The organism is Clostridium lapidicellarium (assembly GCF_041224415.1).
Lineage (GTDB): Bacteria > Bacillota > Clostridia > Clostridiales > Clostridiaceae > Clostridium_B > Clostridium_B lapidicellarium.
This window is the reverse complement of sequence record NZ_JBGFFE010000007.1, coordinates 1-21,789: the sequence shown is the minus strand read 5'-3', so window position 1 is coordinate 21,789 and position 21,789 is coordinate 1. Positions and strand designations below refer to the sequence as shown.

Annotated in this window: 22 protein-coding genes; 17 read left to right on the top strand and 5 right to left on the bottom strand. The window is 37.1% G+C overall.

Annotated features, from left to right (window positions below):
- Positions 1-4: 4 nt before the first annotated feature.
- Positions 5-247, bottom strand: coding sequence for a helix-turn-helix domain-containing protein (locus AB8S09_RS06620; protein WP_369868719.1), 243 nt, complete (start codon positions 245-247; stop codon positions 5-7).
- Positions 248-565: 318 nt separating this feature from the next.
- On the opposite strand from AB8S09_RS06620, the gene AB8S09_RS06615 reads away from it, so the two are divergent.
- On the top strand, positions 566-703 hold the full coding sequence (locus tag AB8S09_RS06615) for a hypothetical protein (RefSeq protein ID WP_369868718.1): 138 nt from the start codon (positions 566-568) through the stop codon (positions 701-703).
- A 387-nt stretch (positions 704-1,090) separates the two neighbouring features.
- Here the strand turns inward: AB8S09_RS06615 and AB8S09_RS06610 are convergent, their stop codons facing one another.
- A complete protein-coding gene (locus AB8S09_RS06610) occupies positions 1,091-1,879 on the bottom strand; it encodes an amidohydrolase family protein (RefSeq protein WP_369868717.1) in 789 nt (262 codons plus the stop codon).
- Positions 1,880-1,988: 109 nt separating this feature from the next.
- On the opposite strand from AB8S09_RS06610, the gene AB8S09_RS06605 reads away from it, so the two are divergent.
- Together AB8S09_RS06605 and AB8S09_RS06600 are read left to right on the top strand one after the other, a co-directional pair.
- The gene (locus AB8S09_RS06605) at positions 1,989-2,321 is read left to right on the top strand and encodes a winged helix-turn-helix transcriptional regulator (RefSeq protein WP_294180087.1); all 333 of its coding nucleotides are present in this window, start codon (positions 1,989-1,991) and stop codon (positions 2,319-2,321) included.
- A 40-nt stretch (positions 2,322-2,361) separates the two neighbouring features.
- Positions 2,362-3,135: an SDR family NAD(P)-dependent oxidoreductase gene (locus tag AB8S09_RS06600; protein ID WP_369868716.1), complete on the top strand. Its 774-nt coding sequence runs from the start codon at positions 2,362-2,364 to the stop codon at positions 3,133-3,135.
- 119 nt (positions 3,136-3,254) lie between these two features.
- Here the strand turns inward: AB8S09_RS06600 and AB8S09_RS06595 are convergent, their stop codons facing one another.
- Complete coding sequence (locus AB8S09_RS06595) at positions 3,255-3,929, bottom strand: NAD(P)H-dependent oxidoreductase (RefSeq protein ID WP_369868715.1); 675 nt, start codon at positions 3,927-3,929, stop codon at positions 3,255-3,257.
- A gap of 136 nt (positions 3,930-4,065) precedes the next feature.
- Here AB8S09_RS06595 and aroD point away from each other — a divergent pair, with 136 nt between their 5' ends.
- Both aroD and AB8S09_RS06585 read left to right on the top strand, forming a co-directional pair.
- Positions 4,066-4,830 carry a type I 3-dehydroquinate dehydratase gene (gene aroD / locus AB8S09_RS06590; protein WP_294180092.1) on the top strand — a complete coding sequence of 255 codons (765 nt, stop codon included), beginning with the start codon at positions 4,066-4,068 and terminating at the stop codon, positions 4,828-4,830.
- 52 nt (positions 4,831-4,882) lie between these two features.
- Positions 4,883-5,110, top strand: coding sequence for a hypothetical protein (locus AB8S09_RS06585; protein ID WP_294180095.1), 228 nt, complete (start codon positions 4,883-4,885; stop codon positions 5,108-5,110).
- Between the two features lie 92 nt (positions 5,111-5,202).
- Here AB8S09_RS06585 and AB8S09_RS06580 read toward each other — a convergent pair whose 3' ends face one another.
- A complete protein-coding gene (locus AB8S09_RS06580; RefSeq protein ID WP_369868714.1) occupies positions 5,203-6,009 on the bottom strand; it encodes a hypothetical protein in 807 nt (268 codons plus the stop codon).
- A 274-nt stretch (positions 6,010-6,283) separates the two neighbouring features.
- Here AB8S09_RS06580 and AB8S09_RS06575 point away from each other — a divergent pair, with 274 nt between their 5' ends.
- Positions 6,284-7,750, top strand: a complete 1,467-nt coding sequence (locus AB8S09_RS06575) for a hypothetical protein (protein ID WP_294180100.1) — start codon at positions 6,284-6,286, stop codon at positions 7,748-7,750.
- A 114-nt stretch (positions 7,751-7,864) separates the two neighbouring features.
- Here AB8S09_RS06575 and AB8S09_RS06570 read toward each other — a convergent pair whose 3' ends face one another.
- Entirely contained in the window at positions 7,865-10,012 is a 2,148-nt protein-coding gene (locus AB8S09_RS06570; RefSeq protein ID WP_369868713.1) for an exosporium glycoprotein BclB-related protein, read from the bottom strand.
- A gap of 673 nt (positions 10,013-10,685) precedes the next feature.
- Here AB8S09_RS06570 and cooS point away from each other — a divergent pair.
- The 11 genes from cooS to AB8S09_RS06515 form a co-directional block, all read left to right on the top strand.
- Positions 10,686-12,578, top strand: a complete 1,893-nt coding sequence (cooS, locus tag AB8S09_RS06565; RefSeq protein ID WP_369868712.1) for an anaerobic carbon-monoxide dehydrogenase catalytic subunit — start codon at positions 10,686-10,688, stop codon at positions 12,576-12,578.
- Positions 12,579-12,750: 172 nt separating this feature from the next.
- The gene (locus tag AB8S09_RS06560; RefSeq protein ID WP_294180312.1) at positions 12,751-13,524 is read left to right on the top strand and encodes an ATP-binding protein; all 774 of its coding nucleotides are present in this window, start codon (positions 12,751-12,753) and stop codon (positions 13,522-13,524) included.
- Between the two features lie 2 nt (positions 13,525-13,526).
- On the top strand, positions 13,527-15,203 hold the full coding sequence (locus tag AB8S09_RS06555) for a formate--tetrahydrofolate ligase (protein ID WP_294180105.1): 1,677 nt from the start codon (positions 13,527-13,529) through the stop codon (positions 15,201-15,203).
- Between the two features lie 22 nt (positions 15,204-15,225).
- Entirely contained in the window at positions 15,226-15,867 is a 642-nt protein-coding gene (locus AB8S09_RS06550) for a cyclodeaminase/cyclohydrolase family protein (RefSeq protein WP_294180107.1), read from the top strand.
- A gap of 20 nt (positions 15,868-15,887) precedes the next feature.
- Complete coding sequence (locus tag AB8S09_RS06545) at positions 15,888-16,742, top strand: bifunctional 5,10-methylenetetrahydrofolate dehydrogenase/5,10-methenyltetrahydrofolate cyclohydrolase (RefSeq protein ID WP_294180108.1); 855 nt, start codon at positions 15,888-15,890, stop codon at positions 16,740-16,742.
- A gap of 27 nt (positions 16,743-16,769) precedes the next feature.
- Complete coding sequence (locus AB8S09_RS06540) at positions 16,770-17,420, top strand: methylenetetrahydrofolate reductase C-terminal domain-containing protein (RefSeq protein ID WP_294180110.1); 651 nt, start codon at positions 16,770-16,772, stop codon at positions 17,418-17,420.
- 24 nt (positions 17,421-17,444) lie between these two features.
- A complete protein-coding gene (locus AB8S09_RS06535; protein WP_294180112.1) occupies positions 17,445-18,320 on the top strand; it encodes a methylenetetrahydrofolate reductase in 876 nt (291 codons plus the stop codon).
- Between the two features lie 17 nt (positions 18,321-18,337).
- A complete protein-coding gene (gene lpdA / locus AB8S09_RS06530; protein WP_294180114.1) occupies positions 18,338-19,720 on the top strand; it encodes a dihydrolipoyl dehydrogenase in 1,383 nt (460 codons plus the stop codon).
- A gap of 43 nt (positions 19,721-19,763) precedes the next feature.
- Positions 19,764-20,540, top strand: a complete 777-nt coding sequence (locus AB8S09_RS06525) for an ATP-binding protein (protein ID WP_294180116.1) — start codon at positions 19,764-19,766, stop codon at positions 20,538-20,540.
- Between the two features lie 12 nt (positions 20,541-20,552).
- Positions 20,553-21,497: an acetyl-CoA decarbonylase/synthase complex subunit delta gene (gene acsD / locus AB8S09_RS06520; RefSeq protein WP_294180118.1), complete on the top strand. Its 945-nt coding sequence runs from the start codon at positions 20,553-20,555 to the stop codon at positions 21,495-21,497.
- Positions 21,498-21,537: 40 nt separating this feature from the next.
- A partial coding sequence (locus tag AB8S09_RS06515; protein ID WP_369868711.1) for a (Fe-S)-binding protein occupies positions 21,538-21,789 on the top strand: 252 nt, incomplete at its 3' end.

Sequence of the window (21,789 nt, the reverse complement as noted above, 5' to 3'; positions counted from 1 at the left end):
CCTTTTATTCAAAATATTTTTTATAATAATAGCATTTAGGATTACAAAAACGGCTGCAGTAACCTCCTAATAACGTTATAGGGCATATCCTAAGTGCACGTGCTATTTTCTTAGTTAATTTCCATGATGGATTCCTCCTTTTGCCATTTTCAAGCTGGCTTAAATATCCATAGGAACAACCAGCTAAAATAGAGAGTTCTCTTAAGGTGATATTTTTGGCAAGTCTATATTTTTTTATCAGTAACATTTAAAGTGTTCTCCTATAATTCGACATCTATTTTATAATAATATAAAATATGGTAAAAAATAAATATTAAAATGCTGGAAATTGCTAGACTATGTAGAACGATTTTCCTCCATTTGTCGAAACCTTTGCTGCCAGTAAACAAGAATGGGCTTATAATATATATACGGAAATTTCATATGGAATTAACATATCGAACGTATGTTTGCTTTATCTGGTTAAAAGTGGTATTATATATAAGAAATATTGAAGAAATAAAAAAGTTTTTTGCTGATGATTACGTATTATAATAAAAATAAATTAATTAAAGGGGAGATTTTTATGACAAATGAAAAGTTGAAATTAGAAGAGGAAGAAAAACTAAAACTAGAAGCAGAAAACAAAACATTGAAAGATGAGAATAAAAGCTTAAAACTGATACTTAATAATTTAAAGACATATATAAATTCGTTAAGCTAAAGTATTATTTGGTTGTCTAATGGCTGTCTAATTTTCAAAAAAATTAATAAATTTATTCAAAAAAATTAATCCTAACGGGTTGTAGGATGGCTTAAATCAAAGATTTTAATAAATTTTAAAAGTATTATACATAGTAGATAAAGAANAAAAAATTAATCCTAACGGGTTGTAGGATGGCTTAAATCAAAGATTTTAATAAATTTTAAAAGTATTATACATAGTAGATAAAGAACTCCAAAACCGTTGGTTGAGGGTTCGAAGCCTTCTACCCCTGCCATTTAAAATAAAAAAACCGCATAAAAAGCGTACAAGGCATAAGAGTAAGAGAGCTGATTTTTTAGCTCTCTATTTTTTAGAATTGCTTATATTTATACTTTGTATTTTAAATTAAATTTTCAATATCTGTGCTATGTTTTCTCCCAATACTGCACTGGCGATGGATTTTGATTTAGCTACTTTCAAGAGGGCTTCTTTGGATAATTCAAGGTCGCCGAAAGGTCTGTCTACTCCGAAAATACATTTTTTAGGTAATTCGTTGACAACAGTTCCTAAAACAAAGGTAGAACAGTAAGCAGATGTATCAAGAAATAAATTGGGAATTTCTTTTGCCATATCCATTGTTTCAAGCCAGTTGATTCCACCTAGATGTCCCAAAATAACGGGAATAGAAGGATATTTCCGTGCAAAGTTGGATATTTTTTTAATATCATGCAGTTCAAGTGGGAAGAAGCCATGTATCCAAATTGGAAGATTTCCAAATTCATGTGATAGTTTAAAAATATTTTCCAAAAGAGGAATTTGTCCACTTCCTAGTGTGAACTCACCCATTCCCGCCAGATGATTTTTTTTAATATTATCTGAAATATATTGTCCTGTGGTGTTTAAATCCAATCCGGGAGGTACAGCACCAAAGCCGGTGTAACGTTCGGGATACAGATTAATGGCTTTTACCAGTTCTTGGACTGATTTTTTACGTATTTCAGTCATATTTCCCTTTTTACCGTTCAGAAGCTCATTGAGATAATTCATTGAGGCTTTTACTTCCTGTGCATTTTTATCCATTTCCGGGTGAAAAGATGTAGAAAACAGCACTGTTTTATCTACGCCTGCCTTGTCCATGATTTTTATATGTTCTTTCACAGGTAAGGTAAGATGAGAATGTCCATCGATAATCATAAATATCATTCCTTTTTCAAAAATTTGATTATCTCTATTATAACTGGTATGAATATAAATAATAGTATGCACTTTTTTGTGCTATACTATCATAAAGGAGAGTATTGATATGTCGGAAAAGCTTTGTTATGTGGGAAATAAAGAACCTTTTGAATACACTCTGTCGATTGTAAGTGGAAAATGGAAATTGAAAATAATCTATTTGCTGGCCTGTATGGGAACTATAAGATATGGTGTATTGAAAAGAAATATTGATGGAATTACTCATAAAATGTTGAGCTCTCAGTTAAAGGAACTTCAAAGAAAGGGAATTGTACTGAGAAGACAGTATATGCAGATTCCACCCAAAGTAGAGTATTTTCTCAGCAAAAAGGGAAAAAGTCTCATACCACTTGTAGAGGCTATGTGTCAATGGGGGAAAAATCACAGTACCCAACTGTAACGGAGACTTTTAAAAATATGAAACATGAGGAGGGGGTAAAATGGGTATTGCCATAATAACTGGTGCTTCAAGCGGGCTGGGTCGAGAATTCGTTTATCAAATTGCCTCTAAAGAAAAGGATATTGATGAAGTTTGGGCTGTTGCCAGGCGAAAAGAACGTCTTGAAGAGTTAGCCGATAAAATTAATGTTCCAGTTCAGGTTATACCGCTTGATCTCGTCAAGAGGGAAAATATAGATTATTTTATAGAATATTTGGCGAAACGTAAACCGCATGTAAATATACTGGTAAATGCAGCGGGGTTTGGGAAGATCGGAAGTTATAAAGACATAAGCCTTTTAGACAGCGATGATATGATAGATTTGAATTGCCGTGCTGCTATGGACATGACTGTGGCGGTATTGCCGTATATGAGAAAGAAAAGTCGAATTATTGAAATATGTTCAACAGCTGCCTTTCAGCCATTTCAATATTTGAATATATATGCCGCTACAAAAGCATTTTTATATAGATACAGCAGGGCTCTTAGAATAGAATTACTGCCAAGAGGCATTCATGTAACAGCAGTTTGTCCTTACTGGATTAAAAATACTGAATTTATTTCAAAGGCAAAACAAAATGGAGACAGTAGAAAAATAAAAAATTTCATATTTGCAGGTAAAGCAAGAAGTGTAGCTGCTATGGCTCTTAATGACAGTAGAATGGGACTTCCGGTATCTACTCCGGGACCGGTGTGTTTTATTCATAGAATAGTTGCCAAATTTATTCCCCATGAAATTATGATATTGGTGTGGGAATTGATAAGAAGATTATAGAAAATGGGAAAATGAAGCCTGATTAAATATCAAATGACGGAGATTTTCGGATAAAAACCGAAAGTCAACCGGATTTGATATTTTTATGTTTGTACTTTGTTGAACTCATTTATAAAGTTTTATCTAACCCATTGTACCAAATCCTTTAAATCCGGTCTAGTTTTAGGTCTGGGTTCTTTCTGTCTGTATCCGAAGGCTGCCATGCAGGAAACTCCAAATTTTTCTCTATCTAGCAATCCTTCTTTTTCCAGTATTTTTTCTACTTTTTCTCTGTTGAACCCTTCTATGGGACAAGAGTCTATTCCTATGAAAGCTGCTGCTGTCATCATGTTTCCAAGTGCTATATAAGTCTGCTTGCATCCCCAGTCAAACATGGCCCTGTCGCTTTCCAGCAATTTAAAATCATTTTTTTGAAAATTTTCATATCCCTTTTTCCTTTGATTTATTATATTTTGTGGAAGCTTCTGGACATCTTCCATGATATGTGAAATATATTTTGAATTATATATTAGATCCGGTGTTTTCCTTGACAGTATTACTATAAAATGACTTGCATCGGGAAGCTTGAGTTTTGCACCCCAGCTTACGGGCGATATTTTTTCCCTGATTTCATTGTTTTGAATTATCAGGAATTTCCACGGTATAAATCCGAAGGAACTTGGAGATAATTTTCCTACTTCAAGTATATAGTTGAAATCATCGTCGGAAATTTTTTTCGTACCGTCGAATTTTTTGCAGGCATGTCTGAATTTATATGCCTTTAATACCTGATTTTTAACATTTTCTTTATCCATAATTATCACCGCTTTGTATAAATTTATTAATGATTAACCAATCATCTTATATTTATTATACTTTATTTTAACAAAATATTAAAAATAAACTTTATAATATAATTATTATAAAATTGTAAATGATAGAGGGAGAAAAATGAAGAATATAGTACAAGTGAGAGACATAGAATTGGGAGATGGAATCCCCAAAATTGCAGTACCTTTTATGGGTTCCAGCGATAAAGATATTATTGAGGAAATATTGTATTTAAAGACAATCAATATGGATTTGGCAGAATGGAGAATTGACTATTATGAAGATGTGTATGATATTCAAAAAATGAAAAGAGTCCTTGCAGAGGCCAGGAAAGTTTTGGGCAATATTCCTTTGATTTTTACTTTTAGAACTGAGAGGGAAGGCGGAAAAAAGAAAATCACAATAAAATATTACGAAGAACTTATAAAAACTGCTGCAGCTACTGGAAATATTGATATTGCCGACGTTGAATTGTCTATCGGAGATACTGGACTGGTTAGGAAAATTGTGAATGACTTACATCAATATGGGGTCAAGGTTATTATATCCAGTCATGATTTTAAAAGGACACCTACAAAGAATGAGCTAGTATATAAAATGTGTAAAATGCAGCAGTTGGGTGCTGATTTACCCAAGGTTGCAGTAATGCCACACAGTGCAAAAGATGTACTTGCTTTATTGTCTTCTACTGATGAAATGGCATGTTACCACAATGAGACTCCGGTTATTGCCATATCCATGGGACCATTGGGAGTTATCACCCGTATATCGGGTGAGATTTTTGGATCGGCAGTTACCTTTGGTTCAGCTAAAGCTGCCTCTGCACCTGGGCAGTTGGAATCAAATATGTTATATAAAATACTTCGCTGTATTACTTATAAATAGCTGGTTTTATGGAAATATTATATTTAGAATAGGTGATGGAAAGGAAAGTTATATGATGTGTAATTTTAAGATAATTATGAACAGCGGTACCGAATATATTGTAAATGAAAATCCACAGCAGATTATATCGAGCCCTGATATTATAGAAAATAGGTTTTTAAAAGTTCAAGATTGCAGGAATAATAATGGGGTAGTTGTGAATATAGATAATATATCTTCAATTGAACCCTGCAGGTATAAAAAATATGTTGTCACCTTAGAAGGACCAAGTGATTCTTAGATTTCTCCGAAATATGTATTTAATAGAGAAGCATACAAAAGCAATTTGACTAATATGCCTCTCTATTAAAATAAAGAATTTACTGGATGCAATTAATTGGTATGTCCATTGTTTTCTGTAGAATTTGGTCTGCAATCATCTTCACAATCCGGATCACAATCGGGGAATAGCGGAGTTAAATTTTGATCTGGATAAAATTTTGGTACTGGTTCTCTATTGAATTTATCACATACATTTTCCTCGGGTTCAGGTTCACAAGGTTCTTTGGGAACAGGACAATAGTCATAAGCTGGCATGAGCAATTGGACTATAAGTTCGCATTTTACAATTATATAATATCCCAAAGTAATATCCAGAACTTTACATTTATTTTCGTCTTCATGTAATACGGCCTGAAGTGCATCGGCCACCATTTCAAGTTTTATAATGTTTTCGTCATTATTTTTTGAGTTTTTGGAAGTTAAAGTATCTGTCACCTTGGATAATGAATTGGGGCAGTAAAATTTGCCAATTACATCCTGCCTGTTGATTTCAAATAATTCACACCTGTTTACTGCATTACAGTCTATATAATCTGCATAAAATGAAATAGTGTAATTGATAATTAATTTTTTATAGCCGTTTTCACAGGATAGAGGTATTTTTTCTATTGATGTCAATGTAATTTTAAAATCTCTACAGCCAATGTATATTTTTGGATTATCCAATGGGTTGCTTCTCAATTCATAATCTGTTGTATCTGTATCAGGACCTTCACAATAGGAAATACACCTTTTGATCAAACATTGATCGAATACTTTAGGTACTTCCACACAAACTAGTTCGGAAGGATCTGGTAAATGCCCTTGTTTGTTTACAAGACCTGGACGGGGCACAAATTTATTAAAATTTATGGACATAGATTTTCCTCCTTTAAAAATTATAATTTAACTGTCCGCGGTATACCGTAGGCATTTGTTTGTCTAATTTTTTACCATTGGTTTTTTATGTTTTTCTTATAAATAGCTCATTGGACGGTGTGGGACAATATTTAATACTTCATTATATATTATGTTTGAATACCATAGTTGTGATATACAAACATAATATATTTAGCAAAATTTTATAAAATGTAAATTGTATAAGTTATAAATTATATTAATAAAAATATAATTTAAAGGGGTGAAAGATATTATGGCAAATGTATATCCGTGGATATTTAATATCGATAATGATTTATGGAAAATTTATTTGAATGATACCGGTACATTGGTGTATAAGTTAATGGAAGATCAGGGGAAATGGACAAAAGAGAAATCTATTGATATGGAAGTGGTTGAATTTGCTGTTTGTATTGAAGATGATAGAATTCACATCATATATGTCAATAAAAAGTATGAAATGAGATATTGTACTATGAAAAATGGCAAATGGTTTGGTAAATTACTTTATTATATAGATAGCAGTCAATTTAAAATTGAAGAATTAAAAGCAGTGATTCTAAAGGGCAAATTGAATTTCTTTTATCTACTTAAAGTATCTGACGGCAGTAAACGCGGAATTTTAAAACATTACATATGGGACGGAAAGGAAATAAGGTTTTACACTATTCAAAATATAGTTCTGTCAGATAAAATAAAGAAATACTATGAGGTTGAAGTAAAAGATTATGATTGCATTTATGTCTTTTTTCTCTCTGATAGCGGCGATGAAATATCACTGTCTTATTGTGAATATGAAAATGGTTTGTGGACTTCTGATAGAAGGCTTTATGGACTGCAGGGGGATAATGTACTGTTCAAAGCAGTGAGCAGTTCCAATATATTCAATATAATTAATAAAACTAAAGAAGGATCTGTGTATTTGCTTGAACATGTTTGTGTTGAAAGCGATATTTATATGAAAAAATATGAAATCTATAAAAGTAACATGGAACCTATTGAACCAATTATATTTTATAAAGATAATGATCTTTTTGCCTGCTGGCAGGAAAACAACGATCTATTTTGCTCAAGTTATAGTTTTGGGAAATGGAGTCGTAAAGTTCTTTTTAGTAAGAAGCCGGAGAATACAGTTAGAGTATATAATTTTATTGATATTGGGAAAAGCAGGTATCCATATAAGGTTTATGGAATAGAAGAAAATGGACTGCTTATTTTTTCACCTTCAGATCTGGCAGAAAACAATATAAATTTATTAGAAAAACATTACAATAAGAAGTTAAATATTGATGAAGAAAATGAAAGTATTGAAGAGATAAAAGAAAAGTTTAAGAATATTTGCCGTGAGAATATTGTTCTTAAAGAAAAAATTGATTCATTTAGCATGTATCTACAAAAGAAAAAATATGCTGCAGATGAATATAAAGATAAGTTTTCTAAAATTGTTCAGCAGAAAAGAAGACTAGAGGAAAATTTAAATTTTTTTATGGAAGTTAAAAAAAATATTGAAAAGCAGATGAACGAAGTTAAAGAACAATTTTCAAGCCAGCAAATTATTACGGAAAATGTTCAGAATAGGTTAGAGGAAAAGGAAAAAAATAATAAACTGTTAAAAGAAAAAGTGGATTATTTACTTGAAGAAAATGAAAAGCTTAAAAATCAATTGGAAATTAGGAAAAGCCAATCGCTTATAACAAAATTGTTCAAAAAGAGAGAATAGAAATTATATATTTATAATAATGACTATTGAAAAATTTGAGAATTGAAGGGAAGCTTGAATGAAACAAACTTCCCTGAATATTAAAAGTGGATTTATAATTCTAAGAATGTTATTTTATTCTATAGTAATACCTGCACTTGCATAGCCTTCTATTATACTGCTGCAGAAAATATCAGATGTTGTTATAGAAAATACCATTAATAAACGGGTTTGTGCATGAACCGGTATATTCAAATTAGTACTGAGGTTATTTGTAATGGTATCAATATCGACGATTTGTCCAGCCAAAGGCGGCAGTATCACACTAGCACCTGGAATTGGTTCAAAACTGTTATCCGGAGTATCCGAGCTGTATAGTTGTACTTTAATAGTTGCAGAACCATCTCCTAATGAGAATGAATTGCTGGTGCTGAAATATGCTGATATTGAGGTTATAGTTCCATTTCTCGGAATAGAGAAAGCTATATTTTGAATTCCACCGAGATAAATTTTGCCTTCATAGATATTAATATCGTTGATTGAGTTTCCGAATCCTATTATACTTACCGTATTAGTTGTTCCATTTGGAAAGGAAGTTAGTGTAATAGGATCGTTTGATGCAAAAGGTATTATGGAACCATGTCCGGGATTACCTTTAGGGCCTTGAGGTCCAGGAGGGCCGGGACAACCGGGTCTGCCCTGTGGACCCTGAGGGCCGGGACAACCAGGTCTGCCTTGTGGGCCTTGAGGGCCGGGACAGCCGGGGTCGCCTTTAGGACCTTGAGGGCCGGGACAACCGGGCTTGCCTTGTGGGCCTTGAGGGCCGGGACAACCAGGTTTGCCTTGAGGACCCTGAGGACCGGGACAGCCGGGGTCGCCTTTAGGACCTTGAGGGCCGGGACAACCGGGCTTGCCTTGTGGGCCTTGAGGGCCGGGACAACCAGGTTTGCCTTGAGGACCCTGAGGACCGGGACAGCCGGGGTCGCCTTTAGGACCTTGAGGGCCGGGACAACCGGGCTTGCCTTGTGGGCCTTGAGGGCCGGGACAACCGGATTTGCCTTGAGGACCCTGAGGGCCGGGACAGCCGGGATCGCCTTTTTCGCCTTGAGGACCTTGGGCACCTGGGTCACCCTTTTCACCTTGAGGGCCTTGAGCTCCTGGATCACCTTTTTTACCTTTGGGACCTTGAGGGCCGGGACAGCCTGGATCACCTTTGCATCCTTTAGGACCCTGAGGGCCGGGACAGCCGGGATCACCTTTGCATCCTTTAGGACCTTGAGGTCCAGGGCAGCCGGGATCACCTTTTTCGCCTTTAGGACCCTGAGGTCCAGGACAGCCTGGATCGCCTTTGCATCCTTTAGGGCCTTGAGGTCCAGGGCAACCGGGATCGCCTTTGCATCCTTTAGGGCCTTGAGGGCCGGGACAGCCTGGATCGCCTTTGCATCCTTTGGGACCCTGAGGTCCAGGAGGTCCAGGGCAACCGGGATCACCTTTGGGACCTTGAGAACCTTGAGGGCCGGGACAACCAGGTCTGCCTTGAGGACCCTGAGGGCCAGGACATCCAGGATCACCTTGAGGACCTTGAGGACCCTGAGGGCCGGGACAACCAGGTTTGCCTTGAGGGCCCTGAGGGCCAGGGCATCCAGGATCGCCTTGGGGACCTTTAGGACCCTGAGGACCGGGAGGGCCAGGTTTACATTTATGATTTGGAGGACAAGGCTTATTATGATCTGGATGTCTTGAATTGCAGTTATATTCTATTGATAAATAGGGCGAATTAGGAGTCCTACTACTATCGTATCCAATTAAACTGTCCACGATATTTTCCATTCCAACTAAAGTTATGCCGTTATTTGAAAGATAATTATTATACCAGCCAATTACTAAGTTTGTTATTTCTATTTTTATAAATTTTCCAACATCTGCATCTGATACTGTTTTTTTATAAGGAGTTATGGAAATATCTGGTGCATTGTTCCATGTAGCTGTGTTTCCGCTAAAATTATTTAAATTATTATAGACCGTTATGGATTGGCATGGATATTTACAGTCAAGTTTATTTTTCCTGTTTACGTAAATATATAGATAGGCTTTTGATATTACAGATCCATATGGTATTGAGCTTTTAATACTGAATTTCAGTAAACTTGCATAAGCATCTGGACATCCGTTGTACTGGGTGTATTCCCCACTATATAAAACCGGTGATGATATGAAGTTTGTGTTTGGAAAAAACTCTGATATATATACATCATCAGTTGGATAAGCTTTAAAAATAGCCATAATATTGCCTCCTCATTTTAGAGTATTATTCCGTTGTAATAAAAAAATTGTCAATTTAAAGGTTTGGTTAATTATAATATATGGAATTATATAGTCTTTGGTTACAGGGACTTGCTTAAAAGCTTACAAATTTTAACCTGAAAATAAATACTATTTTATTTAATATAATAGTAAATATGCATTAATAATTGTTAAATATATACCAAAGTAATATACTTATATCTTGTAAAATATTACATTTAAATATAATTGATGCTAAGTAAATCTTATTTTTTCTACTGAATTTTCTATATAATCAAAATATTTAAATATTTTGGATGCATTTATTAAAAAATGTTAACAAATAATTTTATAAAAAAACCTTTTCATATCAATTGATATTATGTTAGTATATATGTAAGAAGTGATAAAAAGTTTTTAGTGCTTATCTTATTGATAAATTTTTATATATCTATTTTAGAATTGAGCAAAGATAAATTTTAATAATTAATTTCTAAATATTAATTAAATTCATTTAAATTATATGTTTATTTTTTAACATTAAGTTATATCTATAGTTGTATTTAAATACAATTATTTTATGAATATGATGTTGGGCATTAGGTAATTTAAGTTAACTTAAAAATGACTGCTGTTATAAGGCAGTTGTTTTAAGAAGGAGGGAATTATTAATATGGAAAAAACTGCTATCTCAATTGACAAGGCTACATTGGAATTGCTTGAAAAAGCCAAAAATGATAAGGTAGAAACGGCTTGGGATAGAAAATCGGCACTCAAGGTACCCTGCGGGTTTGGTTCAGCAGGAGTCTGTTGTAGAAATTGTGCTATGGGACCCTGTAGGGTGAGTCCTGTACCTGGAAAAGGAGTTTCAAGGGGGATATGTGGAGCTACGGCAGATGTCATAGTGTCCAGAAATTTTGCAAGGATGGTTGCAGCAGGTACGGCAGCTCATTCAGATCATGGTAGAAGTATAGCTCTTGCTTTATATCGTACCAGGGAAGACGGAAATATAAAGATAAAAGATGAAGAAAAATTAAAAAAATCTGCGGATAGGTTCAATGTTGAAACCGAGGGAAGAAATAAGTACGATATAGCACATGATGTGGCTAAAGAGGGACTTCATGATTTTGGAAGACAACTTGGAGAGGTAAATTTACCACCTTCACTTCCGGAAAAGAGAAAGGAAATCTGGAAGAAACTTGGCGTATATCCGAGGGCGATTGACAGGGAAGTAACGGCAATTATGCACTCAACTCACATGGGATGCAATGCAGATGCGGAGAATATGATTAAGATGTCTATGAGATGTTCACTGGCGGATGGATGGCTTGGCTCTTATATGGGTACGGAATTTAGCGATATAATGTATGGAACGCCACATTCTGTGGATACAGAGGCTAATCTTGGGGTACTTGAAAAAAATTCAGTAAATGTAGTTTTGCATGGACATGAGCCAATCCTTTCAGAATCAATAGTACAAGCAGCTTCTGATCCGGAACTGATAGATTTGGCTAAATCGGTAGGTGCCGATGGTATAAATCTTTGTGGAATGTGCTGTACCGGAAATGAAATTTCCATGAGACATGGTATTAAAATAGCGGGAAATTTCATGCAGCAGGAATTGGCAGTTGTTACAGGTGCGGTAGACGCGTTGATAGTAGATGTACAATGTATAATGCCGGCACTTGCAAAATTATCGCAGTCCTACCATACTAAGTTTATAACAACTTCACCAAAGGCGCACATTGAAGATTCAATTTATATCGAATTGGATGAAGAAAGTCCACTGGATTCAGCCAAAAAGATTTTAAAAGAAGCAATATTGAATTTTAAAAATAGAGATCAGAGTAAAGTAATGATTCCTCAGTTAAAATCAAATGCAATTGTAGGATACAGTGTAGAAGAAATTCTAAATAAATTGGACAAAGTTGTGAACACCGAGATAGGGCCAATGCAAACTGTAAAACCTCTGGCAGATGTTATAACATCCGGTGTGTTAAGGGGAGCTGCAGCTGTGGTTGGATGCAATAACCCTAAAACGATTCAAGATTATAATCACATTGAAACTATAAAAGGTTTGATAGCAAATGATGTTATTGTAGTTGTTACGGGATGTGCAGCCCAGGCGGCGGCAAAATACGGGTTATTACAAAAAGAAGCAGTAAAGTATGCTGGACCTGGACTAGCTACTGTATGTAAACTTGTAGATATACCACCTGTCCTTCATATGGGCTCTTGTGTAGATATAAGTCGTATATTGGATTTGGTTGGAAGAGTGGCAAATCAGCTGGGGTCTGATTTGAATGATCTTCCAGTTGTAGGTGTAGCACCGGAGTGGATGTCGGAAAAGGCTGTAGCAATAGCTACCTATGTAGTAAGTTCTGGCATTGATGTCTGGTTGGGTGTGGTTCCTCCAGTAACGGGCGGACCGGAAGTTGTGGATATCCTTACCAACAAAATTGAGGATTGGGTTGGAGCTAAATTTTTTATAGAAACCGATCCTAAAAAGGCAGTTGAACAAATTCTCAGCAGGATGAATGAAAAACGCAAAAAAATAGGAATTTAGGTTTAAAATACAAGCAACTAATATGCCAGTGTCTGAAACAGGATACTAGTGGGTTTTAATTTTATGAATTATTAAAATGATACAAAATATGTTATCAAAGTGATACATAATATATTGACGTATCACTTTGATAAAAGCATATATCAAGGAAAGAGGGGGATTATAGGTGAAAATGAAGATGGCTATAACGGGTAAAGGTGGTGTGGGAAAAACTACGCTTGCAGCAGTGATAAGCAGAATATATGCATCAGAAGGGTATAAGGTTTTAGCTGTGGATGCAGATCCTGATCCCAATTTAGCGCTGGCTTTAGGATTTCCCCCTGAGATAACTAAAAAAATCGTGCCGATTTCAGAAATGAAAAAGCTGGTAGCTGAAAGAACTAAATCTATACCGGGAACTTTTGGAAAAATGTTTAAATTAAATCCTAAAGTGGATGATATACCGGAGAGATACTGCAGAGAATATAATGGTGTTAGACTTTTGACAATGGGAACGGTTAACACCGGCGGTACGGGGTGTTTCTGCCCGGAAAATGTTTTGCTGAAGAAATTGACTTCTCACTTATTGCTTCAAAATAAGGACATTGTAATAATGGACATGGAAGCGGGAATTGAACATTTAGGAAGGGGAACAGCTCAAGGTGTAGATGTATTTATTGTTGTCGTGGAGCCTGGTATAAGGAGTATACAAACTTTTAAACATGTAAGAAAATTGGCGGGAGACATAGGTATTGAAAAGATATTTGTGGTGGCCAATAAAATTAAAGACAGTGAGGATGAAGAGTTTGTACTTCAAAATATAGATGAAAAAGAATGCCTTGGGTTTATACACTATAGTGGTGCTGTGGGAAATTCCGACAGAGTTAATAAATCTCCCTATGATTCTGACAATAAAACTGTAGAGGAGATAAAAAAAATAAAAGAAAAATTGGAGATGGAGGTATAATAATGGCTTATAAATCAGACCTTGAAATAGCTCAGGAATGTAAAATGGAGAATATACAGGATATTGCAAAGAAAATTGGTATTTCTGAAGATGATATTGAGTTATATGGAAAATATAAGGCAAAAGTGGATTACAATTTATTAAAAACCACGCCCAGCAAAAAGGGAAAACTCATACTGTGTACAGCTATAAACCCTACGCCTGCCGGAGAGGGAAAGACCACTACGTCGATAGGAGTGGCAGACGCACTTGCAAAGCTTAATAAATCAGTGATTGTTGCTCTTAGAGAACCATCTATGGGACCTGTGTTTGGAATAAAAGGAGGAGCTGCGGGAGGCGGTTATGCCCAGGTTGTTCCAATGGAAGATATAAATCTGCATTTTACAGGAGATATACATGCCATGACCGCTGCAAATAATCTGCTGGCCGCTATGATAGACAATCATATTTATCATGGCAATTCTCTCAATATAGATCCCAGGAGGATTACGTGGAGAAGATGTGTTGACATGAATGACAGGCAGCTTAGATTTGTAGTAGATGGATTGGGTGGAAAAGCCAACGGTACACCGAGAGAAGACGGGTTTGACATAACTGTTGCCTCGGAAATCATGGCAATATTCTGTCTGGCAAGTGACATAAAAGATTTAAAAGCCAGACTCGCGAGAATAGTAGTTGGCTATACAAGAGATGGGAAGCCTGTGACAGCCCATGATTTAAAAGCTGAAGGAGCCATGGCGGCACTCCTTAAAGATGCACTGAAACCAAATTTGGTACAAACTCTTGAAGGAACTCCTGCTTTTGTACATGGCGGACCTTTTGCAAATATAGCCCACGGGTGTAATTCCATAATGGCAACGAGAATGGCACTGCATCTTGGTGATTATGTAATTACGGAGGCAGGATTTGGTGCTGACCTTGGCGCTGAAAAATTCCTGGATATCAAATGCAGAATGGGTGGATTGAAACCGGATGCCGTTATAATAGTCGCTACAGTGAGGGCGCTGAAATATAACGGTGGAGTTCCAAAGACACAGCTGGACAGTGAAAACCTCGAGGCTCTTGAAAAAGGAATTCCCAACCTGCTGAAGCATGTGGAAAATATAACTAAAGTATTCAAATTACCGGCAGTTGTAGCACTAAATGCATTTCCTACAGATACCAAAGCTGAACTCAAGTTGGTGGAGGATAAGTGCAAAGAGCTGGGAGTTAATGTAAAGCTGTCGGAAGTATGGGCAAAAGGCGGAGAAGGCGGAATAGAAGTTGCAAAAGAAGTATTGAACCTTATAGAAAACGGCAAAAATAATTTTGAATTTGCCTATGACGAAAAGCTGCCGATTAGGGACAAGATAAGAATTATAGCACAGAAAATATATGGTGCCGATGATGCAGTCTTTACAGCTCAGGCAAACAAGCAAATTGACGAACTGGAAAAATTGGGGTTTGGGAAGACACCGGTTTGTATAGCCAAGACTCAATACTCTCTGACAGATGATAAAGATAAACTTGGAAGGCCTACAGGATTTAAAATTACGGTAAGAGAGGTTACAGTTTCAGCAGGAGCAGGTTTTGTAGTTGCAATAACTGGCTCAATAATGAAGATGCCAGGACTTCCTACTGTTCCAGCAGCCGAAAAGATAGATGTGGATGAAAATGGAGTGATAAGTGGACTTTTCTAGAACATTTTAGGGGGAGTGATATATGAAATTGGCAGATGAAACTTGTGGGAATTTTGTGGGAGTTCTGGCTTCTAAAGCAGCTGCACCAGGTGGGGGCGGGGCTTCTGCAATTGTAGGATCCATAGGTATGGCACTGGGGAGTATGGTGTGCAACCTCACTATAGGCAAGAAAAAATATGCCCAGTATGATGAAAAAATAAGGGGAATATTAAAAAGGGCAGCTTGCCTGCAGAAGGAACTTTTAGAACTGGTTGATGAAGATGCAGAATGTTTTCTGCCGCTTTCCAAAGCCTATGGAATGCCTAAAGAAACTGAAGAGGAAAAAAGATTGAAATTTGAAACCTTGGAAAAATGTCTAAAGAAAGCTTGCACTGTCCCGGTGAATATTTTAAAGAAAGCTTATGAGGCAATTAAACTTCATGAGGCACTTGTAGACAATTGTTCAAAACTTGCCATAAGTGATGTGGGTGTTGGAGTTCAGTGTCTTAAGGCTGCTATTATCGGAGCTCAGCTCAATGTGATAATAAACATAAATTCCATTAAAGATGAAGAGTATGTAAGAAAAATAAAATTGGAAACAGAACCTTTGGTTGAGGATGGTATTGAAGTTGCTGACAGAGTGTACAAGAAGGTTTTAAGTAAACTTTGTAAAAGCCAATTTTAAATGTGAAGGAGATTATAAGTATGGGTCAGATAATTAAAGGTAAACCTGTGGCGGATGCTATAAGTCAAACTTTAACTAAAGAAGTTGAAAATTTGAAGGTAAAGGGTATTACCCCAAAGCTTACGTTGGTGAGAGTTGGGGCAAACGGAAGTGACCTTGCTTATGAAAGAGGAGCTTTAAAAAGATGCAGTAAAATTGGGATAGAAGCAGCTGTTAAAGAATTACCCGAGGATGTGACACAGGATAGGTTTGTTGATGAGTTGAAGAAGATAAATGAAGATAAAAGTGTAAATGGGGTAATGGTGTTCAGGCCTTTTCCGGGGCAGCTGGATGAGAATGTTATAAAATATATAATTGCACCTGAAAAGGACGTGGACTGTTTCAGCCCCGTGAATGTTGCAAAAGTGATGGAAAAGGATAAAACGGGGTTTGCTCCCTGTACTCCCTCTGCTGTTATAGAGATATTGAAGCATTATAAAATACCTGTGCAGGGGAAGCGTGCGGTTATAATAGGTAGATCCATGATAGTCGGAAAGCCGATGGCCATGCTTCTCTTAAATAAAAATGCTACAGTTACAATATGTCATTCCAAAACTGTGGATATGCCGAAGATTTGTTCGGAAGCGGATATACTTGTGGTGGCTATAGGAAGAGCCAAAATGATAGATTCGAAATATGTAAAAGACGGTGCTGTGGTCGTAGACGTCGGTATAAATATAGATGAAAATGGAAGGATCTGCGGAGATGTGAACACTGAAGACTGTCAGCCAAAAACTTCGATGATTACGCCCGTGCCGGCAGGGGTTGGTTCGGTAACTTCTTCCATATTGGCACAGCATATTGTAAAAGCCTGCAAACTGCAAAATAACCTATAGACCTTTGGTTAAATGGAGGTATAAAATATGATTATTTCGGAAAAGAAACCTTTTGAGGAATTACTGGAATGTCTTGAGGACAGCAAAAAAGTGGTGATTACTGGATGCTCCCTGTGTGCTACCACCTGTAAAGTAGGCGGGGAGGAGGAAGTGCTGAAAATGAAAGCCAAACTGGAGGAAAACGGTAAAAAAGTTCTAGGTTATAAAATACTTGATCCTGCCTGTAATTTTTTGAAAACAAAAAGGGATTTGAAATCGTTAAGATCTGAGCTGAAAGAGACAGATGCGGTTCTGTCCCTGTCCTGTGGGGATGGAACACAGACTGTAGCCAAATTGGTTGATATTCCAGTTTATCCAGGAAACAATACCATGTTTATAGGTGAAGTGGAAAGAATAGGAAAGTATTCTGAAGCCTGCAGGGCCTGTGGAAACTGCCAGCTTGGATGGACCGGGGGGATTTGTCCTATTACTAAATGTGCGAAGGGACTTTTAAATGGACCCTGTGGTGGGGCAAAGGACGGTAAATGTGAAGTTAACCCCGAAAATGATTGTGCATGGATATTGATTTACAATAGATTGAAAGAATTAGGACAACTTGATAATCTGGAAAAGTTGAGAGAACCCAGAGATTATCAAGTGAATTCGCACCCTGGTAAAATAAATCTGAGGAATAAGTAATAGTCAAAAGGGGGATTTAAAAAAATGAGCTTGCTGAAAGAAGCTTTTGAAAAAGGTAATTTTGCAGTTACGGCCGAGATGGCACCTCCCAAGGGAACAGATCTCTCTCACCTGATCGAGTGTGCCAATAAGGTGAAGGGAAGGGTTCATGCGGTAAATGTTACAGATTTTCAATCTGCTACATTGAAAGCTACATCCCTTGCCACCTGTAAGATCCTAAAAGATGAAGGACTGGAGCCTGTGCTTCAGATAACGGGAAGAGACAGGAACAGGATAGCAATTCAGGGGGAACTCTTATCTGCAGGTATTTTTGGAATAGAAAATGTTTTGGCACTTACGGGAGATTACACCGGGGTGGGGGATCATCCTGGGGCAAAGCCGGTTTATGATCTTGACAGCGTTGGAATATTGCAGGTGGCTAGCACTTTAGCTGCAGGGAAGGACATGAGCGGAAATGGGTTAAGTGGAATCCCCAAATTCTATCTGGGAGCTTGTGTCACCCCCAAGTATGAGCCCTTAGAGCTTCAGATTATTAAAATGAGGAAGAAAATCAAAGCCGGAGCTAAATTTTTTCAAACTCAAGCTGTTTATGACATAGATACTTTAAAAGAATTCAAAGAGAAGACCAAAGATCTGGATGCAAAGATCATGATTGGCATAGTACCTTTGAAGTCTGCAGGCATGGCCAGATATATGAATAAAAATGTACCAGGCATATTTGTACCCGACGAACTTATTGACAGAATAAAAAATGCCGAGGACAAAACTAAAGAGGGAATAAAAATAGCCGGAGAATTTATAAGGATGATTAAGGAAGAAAGATTATTTGACGGAGTTCATATAATGGCCATTGGTGCAGAGGAAAATGTACCTTTGATATTGGACGAAGCAGGATTATAAAAAAAGGGGCGATTGTAATGAAATTAGTTGTGATTGGGGGAGGACCCGGCGGATATGTAGCTGCTGTTCAGGCTGCTATTTTGGGAGCAGATGTAACCGTAATTGAAGAAAAATGTGTGGGGGGCACCTGCCTGAATGTCGGATGTATCCCCACTAAGGCATTGCTTGCCTGCTCGGATGTGCTGGAAATGTCAAAGAATTCATCTAAATTTGGAATCAACCTTGGCGGAGAGGCAAAAGTCGATTTCGATTTTATCATGAAGAGAAAAAATAAGATTGTATCTCAACTAGTCAAGGGAATAGAGGCAATATTTAAATATAGGGGAGTAAAAATTATAAAAGGGAGTGGAAAACTTCTAAACAGCAGAAACATAGAAGTGACAAGGGAAGATGGATCCAAGGAAATTGTATGTGGAGATAAAATTGTACTTGCAGCCGGATCCGTGCCTGTTACACCCAAGTTTTTTAAATATGATGGTAAAAAAGTTATAACTTCTGATGAGGTGTTAAATTTAAATAAACTTCCTAAATCCATGATTTTAGTAGGAGGGGGACCAATAGGATGTGAAATTGGGTATTTCCTCCACAGTATGGGGACTGAAGTCAAAGTAGTTGAAATGTTGCCCCACCTGGCTCCTCTTGAAGATGAAGATGTGGCAAAGCAGCTGCAGAGATCTTTTAAACGGAACAAAATAAAATATTTTGTAGGAGACGGCATATCCAGTGTGGAAGTTAAAGAAAACGGGGTAACTGCTGAATTAAAAAGCGGAAAGATTTTGGAAGCAGAGACCATGTTGGTGGCTGTTGGCAGGAGGGCTTATACTGATAAATTGGGACTAGAAAATGTTGGAATTAAGACTGACAAAAAGGGCAGGGTAATTGTAAATGAATATCTGGAAACCAACATAGAGGGTATTTATGCTGTAGGTGACCTGATACCAAGCCCGGCTCTTGCACATGTAGCTTCCAGAGAAGGTGTAGTAGCTGTCTACAATGCTCTTTTGGATAAGAGGAAAAAGATGAGTTATAAAGCTGTACCAAGCTGTATATTTGTAGAACCCGAAATTGCGTCTGTAGGAATTAAAGAAAGTGAAGCAAAGAAAAGGGGAATGGACTACAAGGTTGGCAAATTTGATTTTAGAAGTCTTGGGAAAGCTCAGGCAATGGGCAAATTTCAGGGATTTGTAAAAGTGATAACAGATGAGAAGGATGTTATTGTGGGGGCTGCAATAGTAGGAGAGCGTGCCACGGATATGATTGGTGAACTTGCTGTAGCCTGTGAACTTGGGCTCACTGCAGAACAAGTGGGAGAGGTTATCCACCCTCATCCGACGCTTTCAGAGGGAATAATGGAGGCACTCCATGATGTCCATGGCCAGTGTATTAATGCCATTAAGTAAGTTGTAAATAATCTTTACCATAACGATATGAGGAGGTTGTACTATGGGATATAAAATAGCTGTAGCAGGTAAGGGAGGCACAGGTAAAACTACTTTGACGGGTCTTTTGATAGATTATTTGATAAGGAAGAATATGGGCTCCATTTTAGCTGTTGATGCCGATGCCAATTCCAATTTAAATGAAGTGCTCGGAACAGAAATCGAAGAAACTATAGGAGAAATAAAAGAAGATGTGAATCGCAAGTCACTTTCAGGAGACAGTTTCCCTGGAGGAATGAGAAAAGCAGATTATTTGAAGTACAAATTGAATACTTCAATAACTGAAGGTGACGGATATGATCTTATTGTTATGGGAAGATCCCAGGGCCCTGGATGTTATTGCTATGTTAACGGGATACTTAAAGCAGAAGTGGATCTGCTCTCAGGCAATTATGATTATATAGTGGTTGACAATGAGGCTGGAATGGAGCATTTGAGCAGAAAGCTCATAGATCCTATTGATGCCCTGCTTCTAATAAGTGACTGTTCGAGGAGGGGCATTCAGGCTGTGGGTAGAATAAAACGTCTGGCTCTTGAATTGAATTTGAAAGTTGGTCAGATTTTTCTCATAGTGAACAGGGCACCAGAGGGTAAGTTAAATTCCGGCATAAAAGAGGAAATAAAAAAACAGGAACTGAATTTGATAGGAGTTGTGCCTATGGATCAGATGGTATATGACTATGATTCAGATGGTAAAGCCCTGGTGGATTTGCCGGAGGATTCATCCTGCAGAAAGGCAATAAATGAAATATTATCGAAAATTGAATTTAAAAGTAACTAAGGAGGCAGCATTATGTTTAAAAAACCAATACAGAAATATACAGGGAAAATTGGTGAAGTTGAAATTGGCACTGGAGAGAAAGCTGTAAAACTTGGAGGAGAGTCGGTACTTCCATTTTATAGCTTTGACGGAAATACGGGAAATACACCCAAAATTGGTATGGAAATTTCAGATGTTTACCCGGAAGGCTGGACAAATACATTAAAGGAGTTATACAAAGACGTTTCAAATGATACTGTAAAATGGGCGCAGTTTGTTGAGAAAAAATATAGTCCGGATTTCATATGCCTGAGACTTGTAAGTGCGGATCCCAATGGTAAGGATTCGTCACCTGAAGATTGTGCAGAAAAGGTCAAAGCAGTGGTTGAAGCTATAAAGACTCCACTTTTGGTTGCGGGTACGGGAAATCACGAAAAAGATGCCAAGCTATTTGAAAAAATTGCCCAGGCTGCTGAAGGGCACAATGTACTTTTGATGTCAGCAGTAGAGGACAATTATAAAACCGTCGCTGCCGCTGGTGTTCTGGCTTATAATAACAAGGTTGTAGCTGAATCTTCAGTGGATATAAATTTGGCAAAACAGATCAATATTTTGATAAATCAGCTTGGAATAGGAAATGAAAATGTTGTAGATAATGTAGGATGTTCGGCAGGTGGATATGGTTATGAATATGTTATATCAACTTTGGACAGGGTGAAACTTGCAGCCTTGACTCAAAATGATAAAACCCTTCAGATTCCAATTATATCTCCGGTTTCTTCTGAAACATGGAAATCAAAAGAATCTGTGGAACCTGAAGAAGAAGCTCCGGAGTGGGGAAATCAGGAAGACAGGGGAATCTCCATGGAAGTTGCAGCCGCTGCAGGAGTACTGGCTTCCGGAAGTAATGCAATAATACTTCGCCATCCTAAATCCGTGGAAGTAATGAGAAGCTTTATCAGTGAACTGTTGGGATAATAAAAAATTATACTAGTATTTAAATTAAGGGGGATTCAAAATGGCTTTAACAGGATTAGGTATATTTAAATTAACACCGAAAAAAAATTGTAAGGACTGCGGATTTCCAACCTGCCTGGCTTTTTCAATGAAAGTGGCATCTGGAGCGGCGGAAATAAGCAAATGTCCTCATATGAGCAAGGAATCAATAGAAAAATTGTCAGAGGCTACAGCACCACTTATGAAGACAATAACTATAGGGAAAGGGGATACAGAATACAAACTAGGTGGTGAGACTGTTTTATTCAGGCAT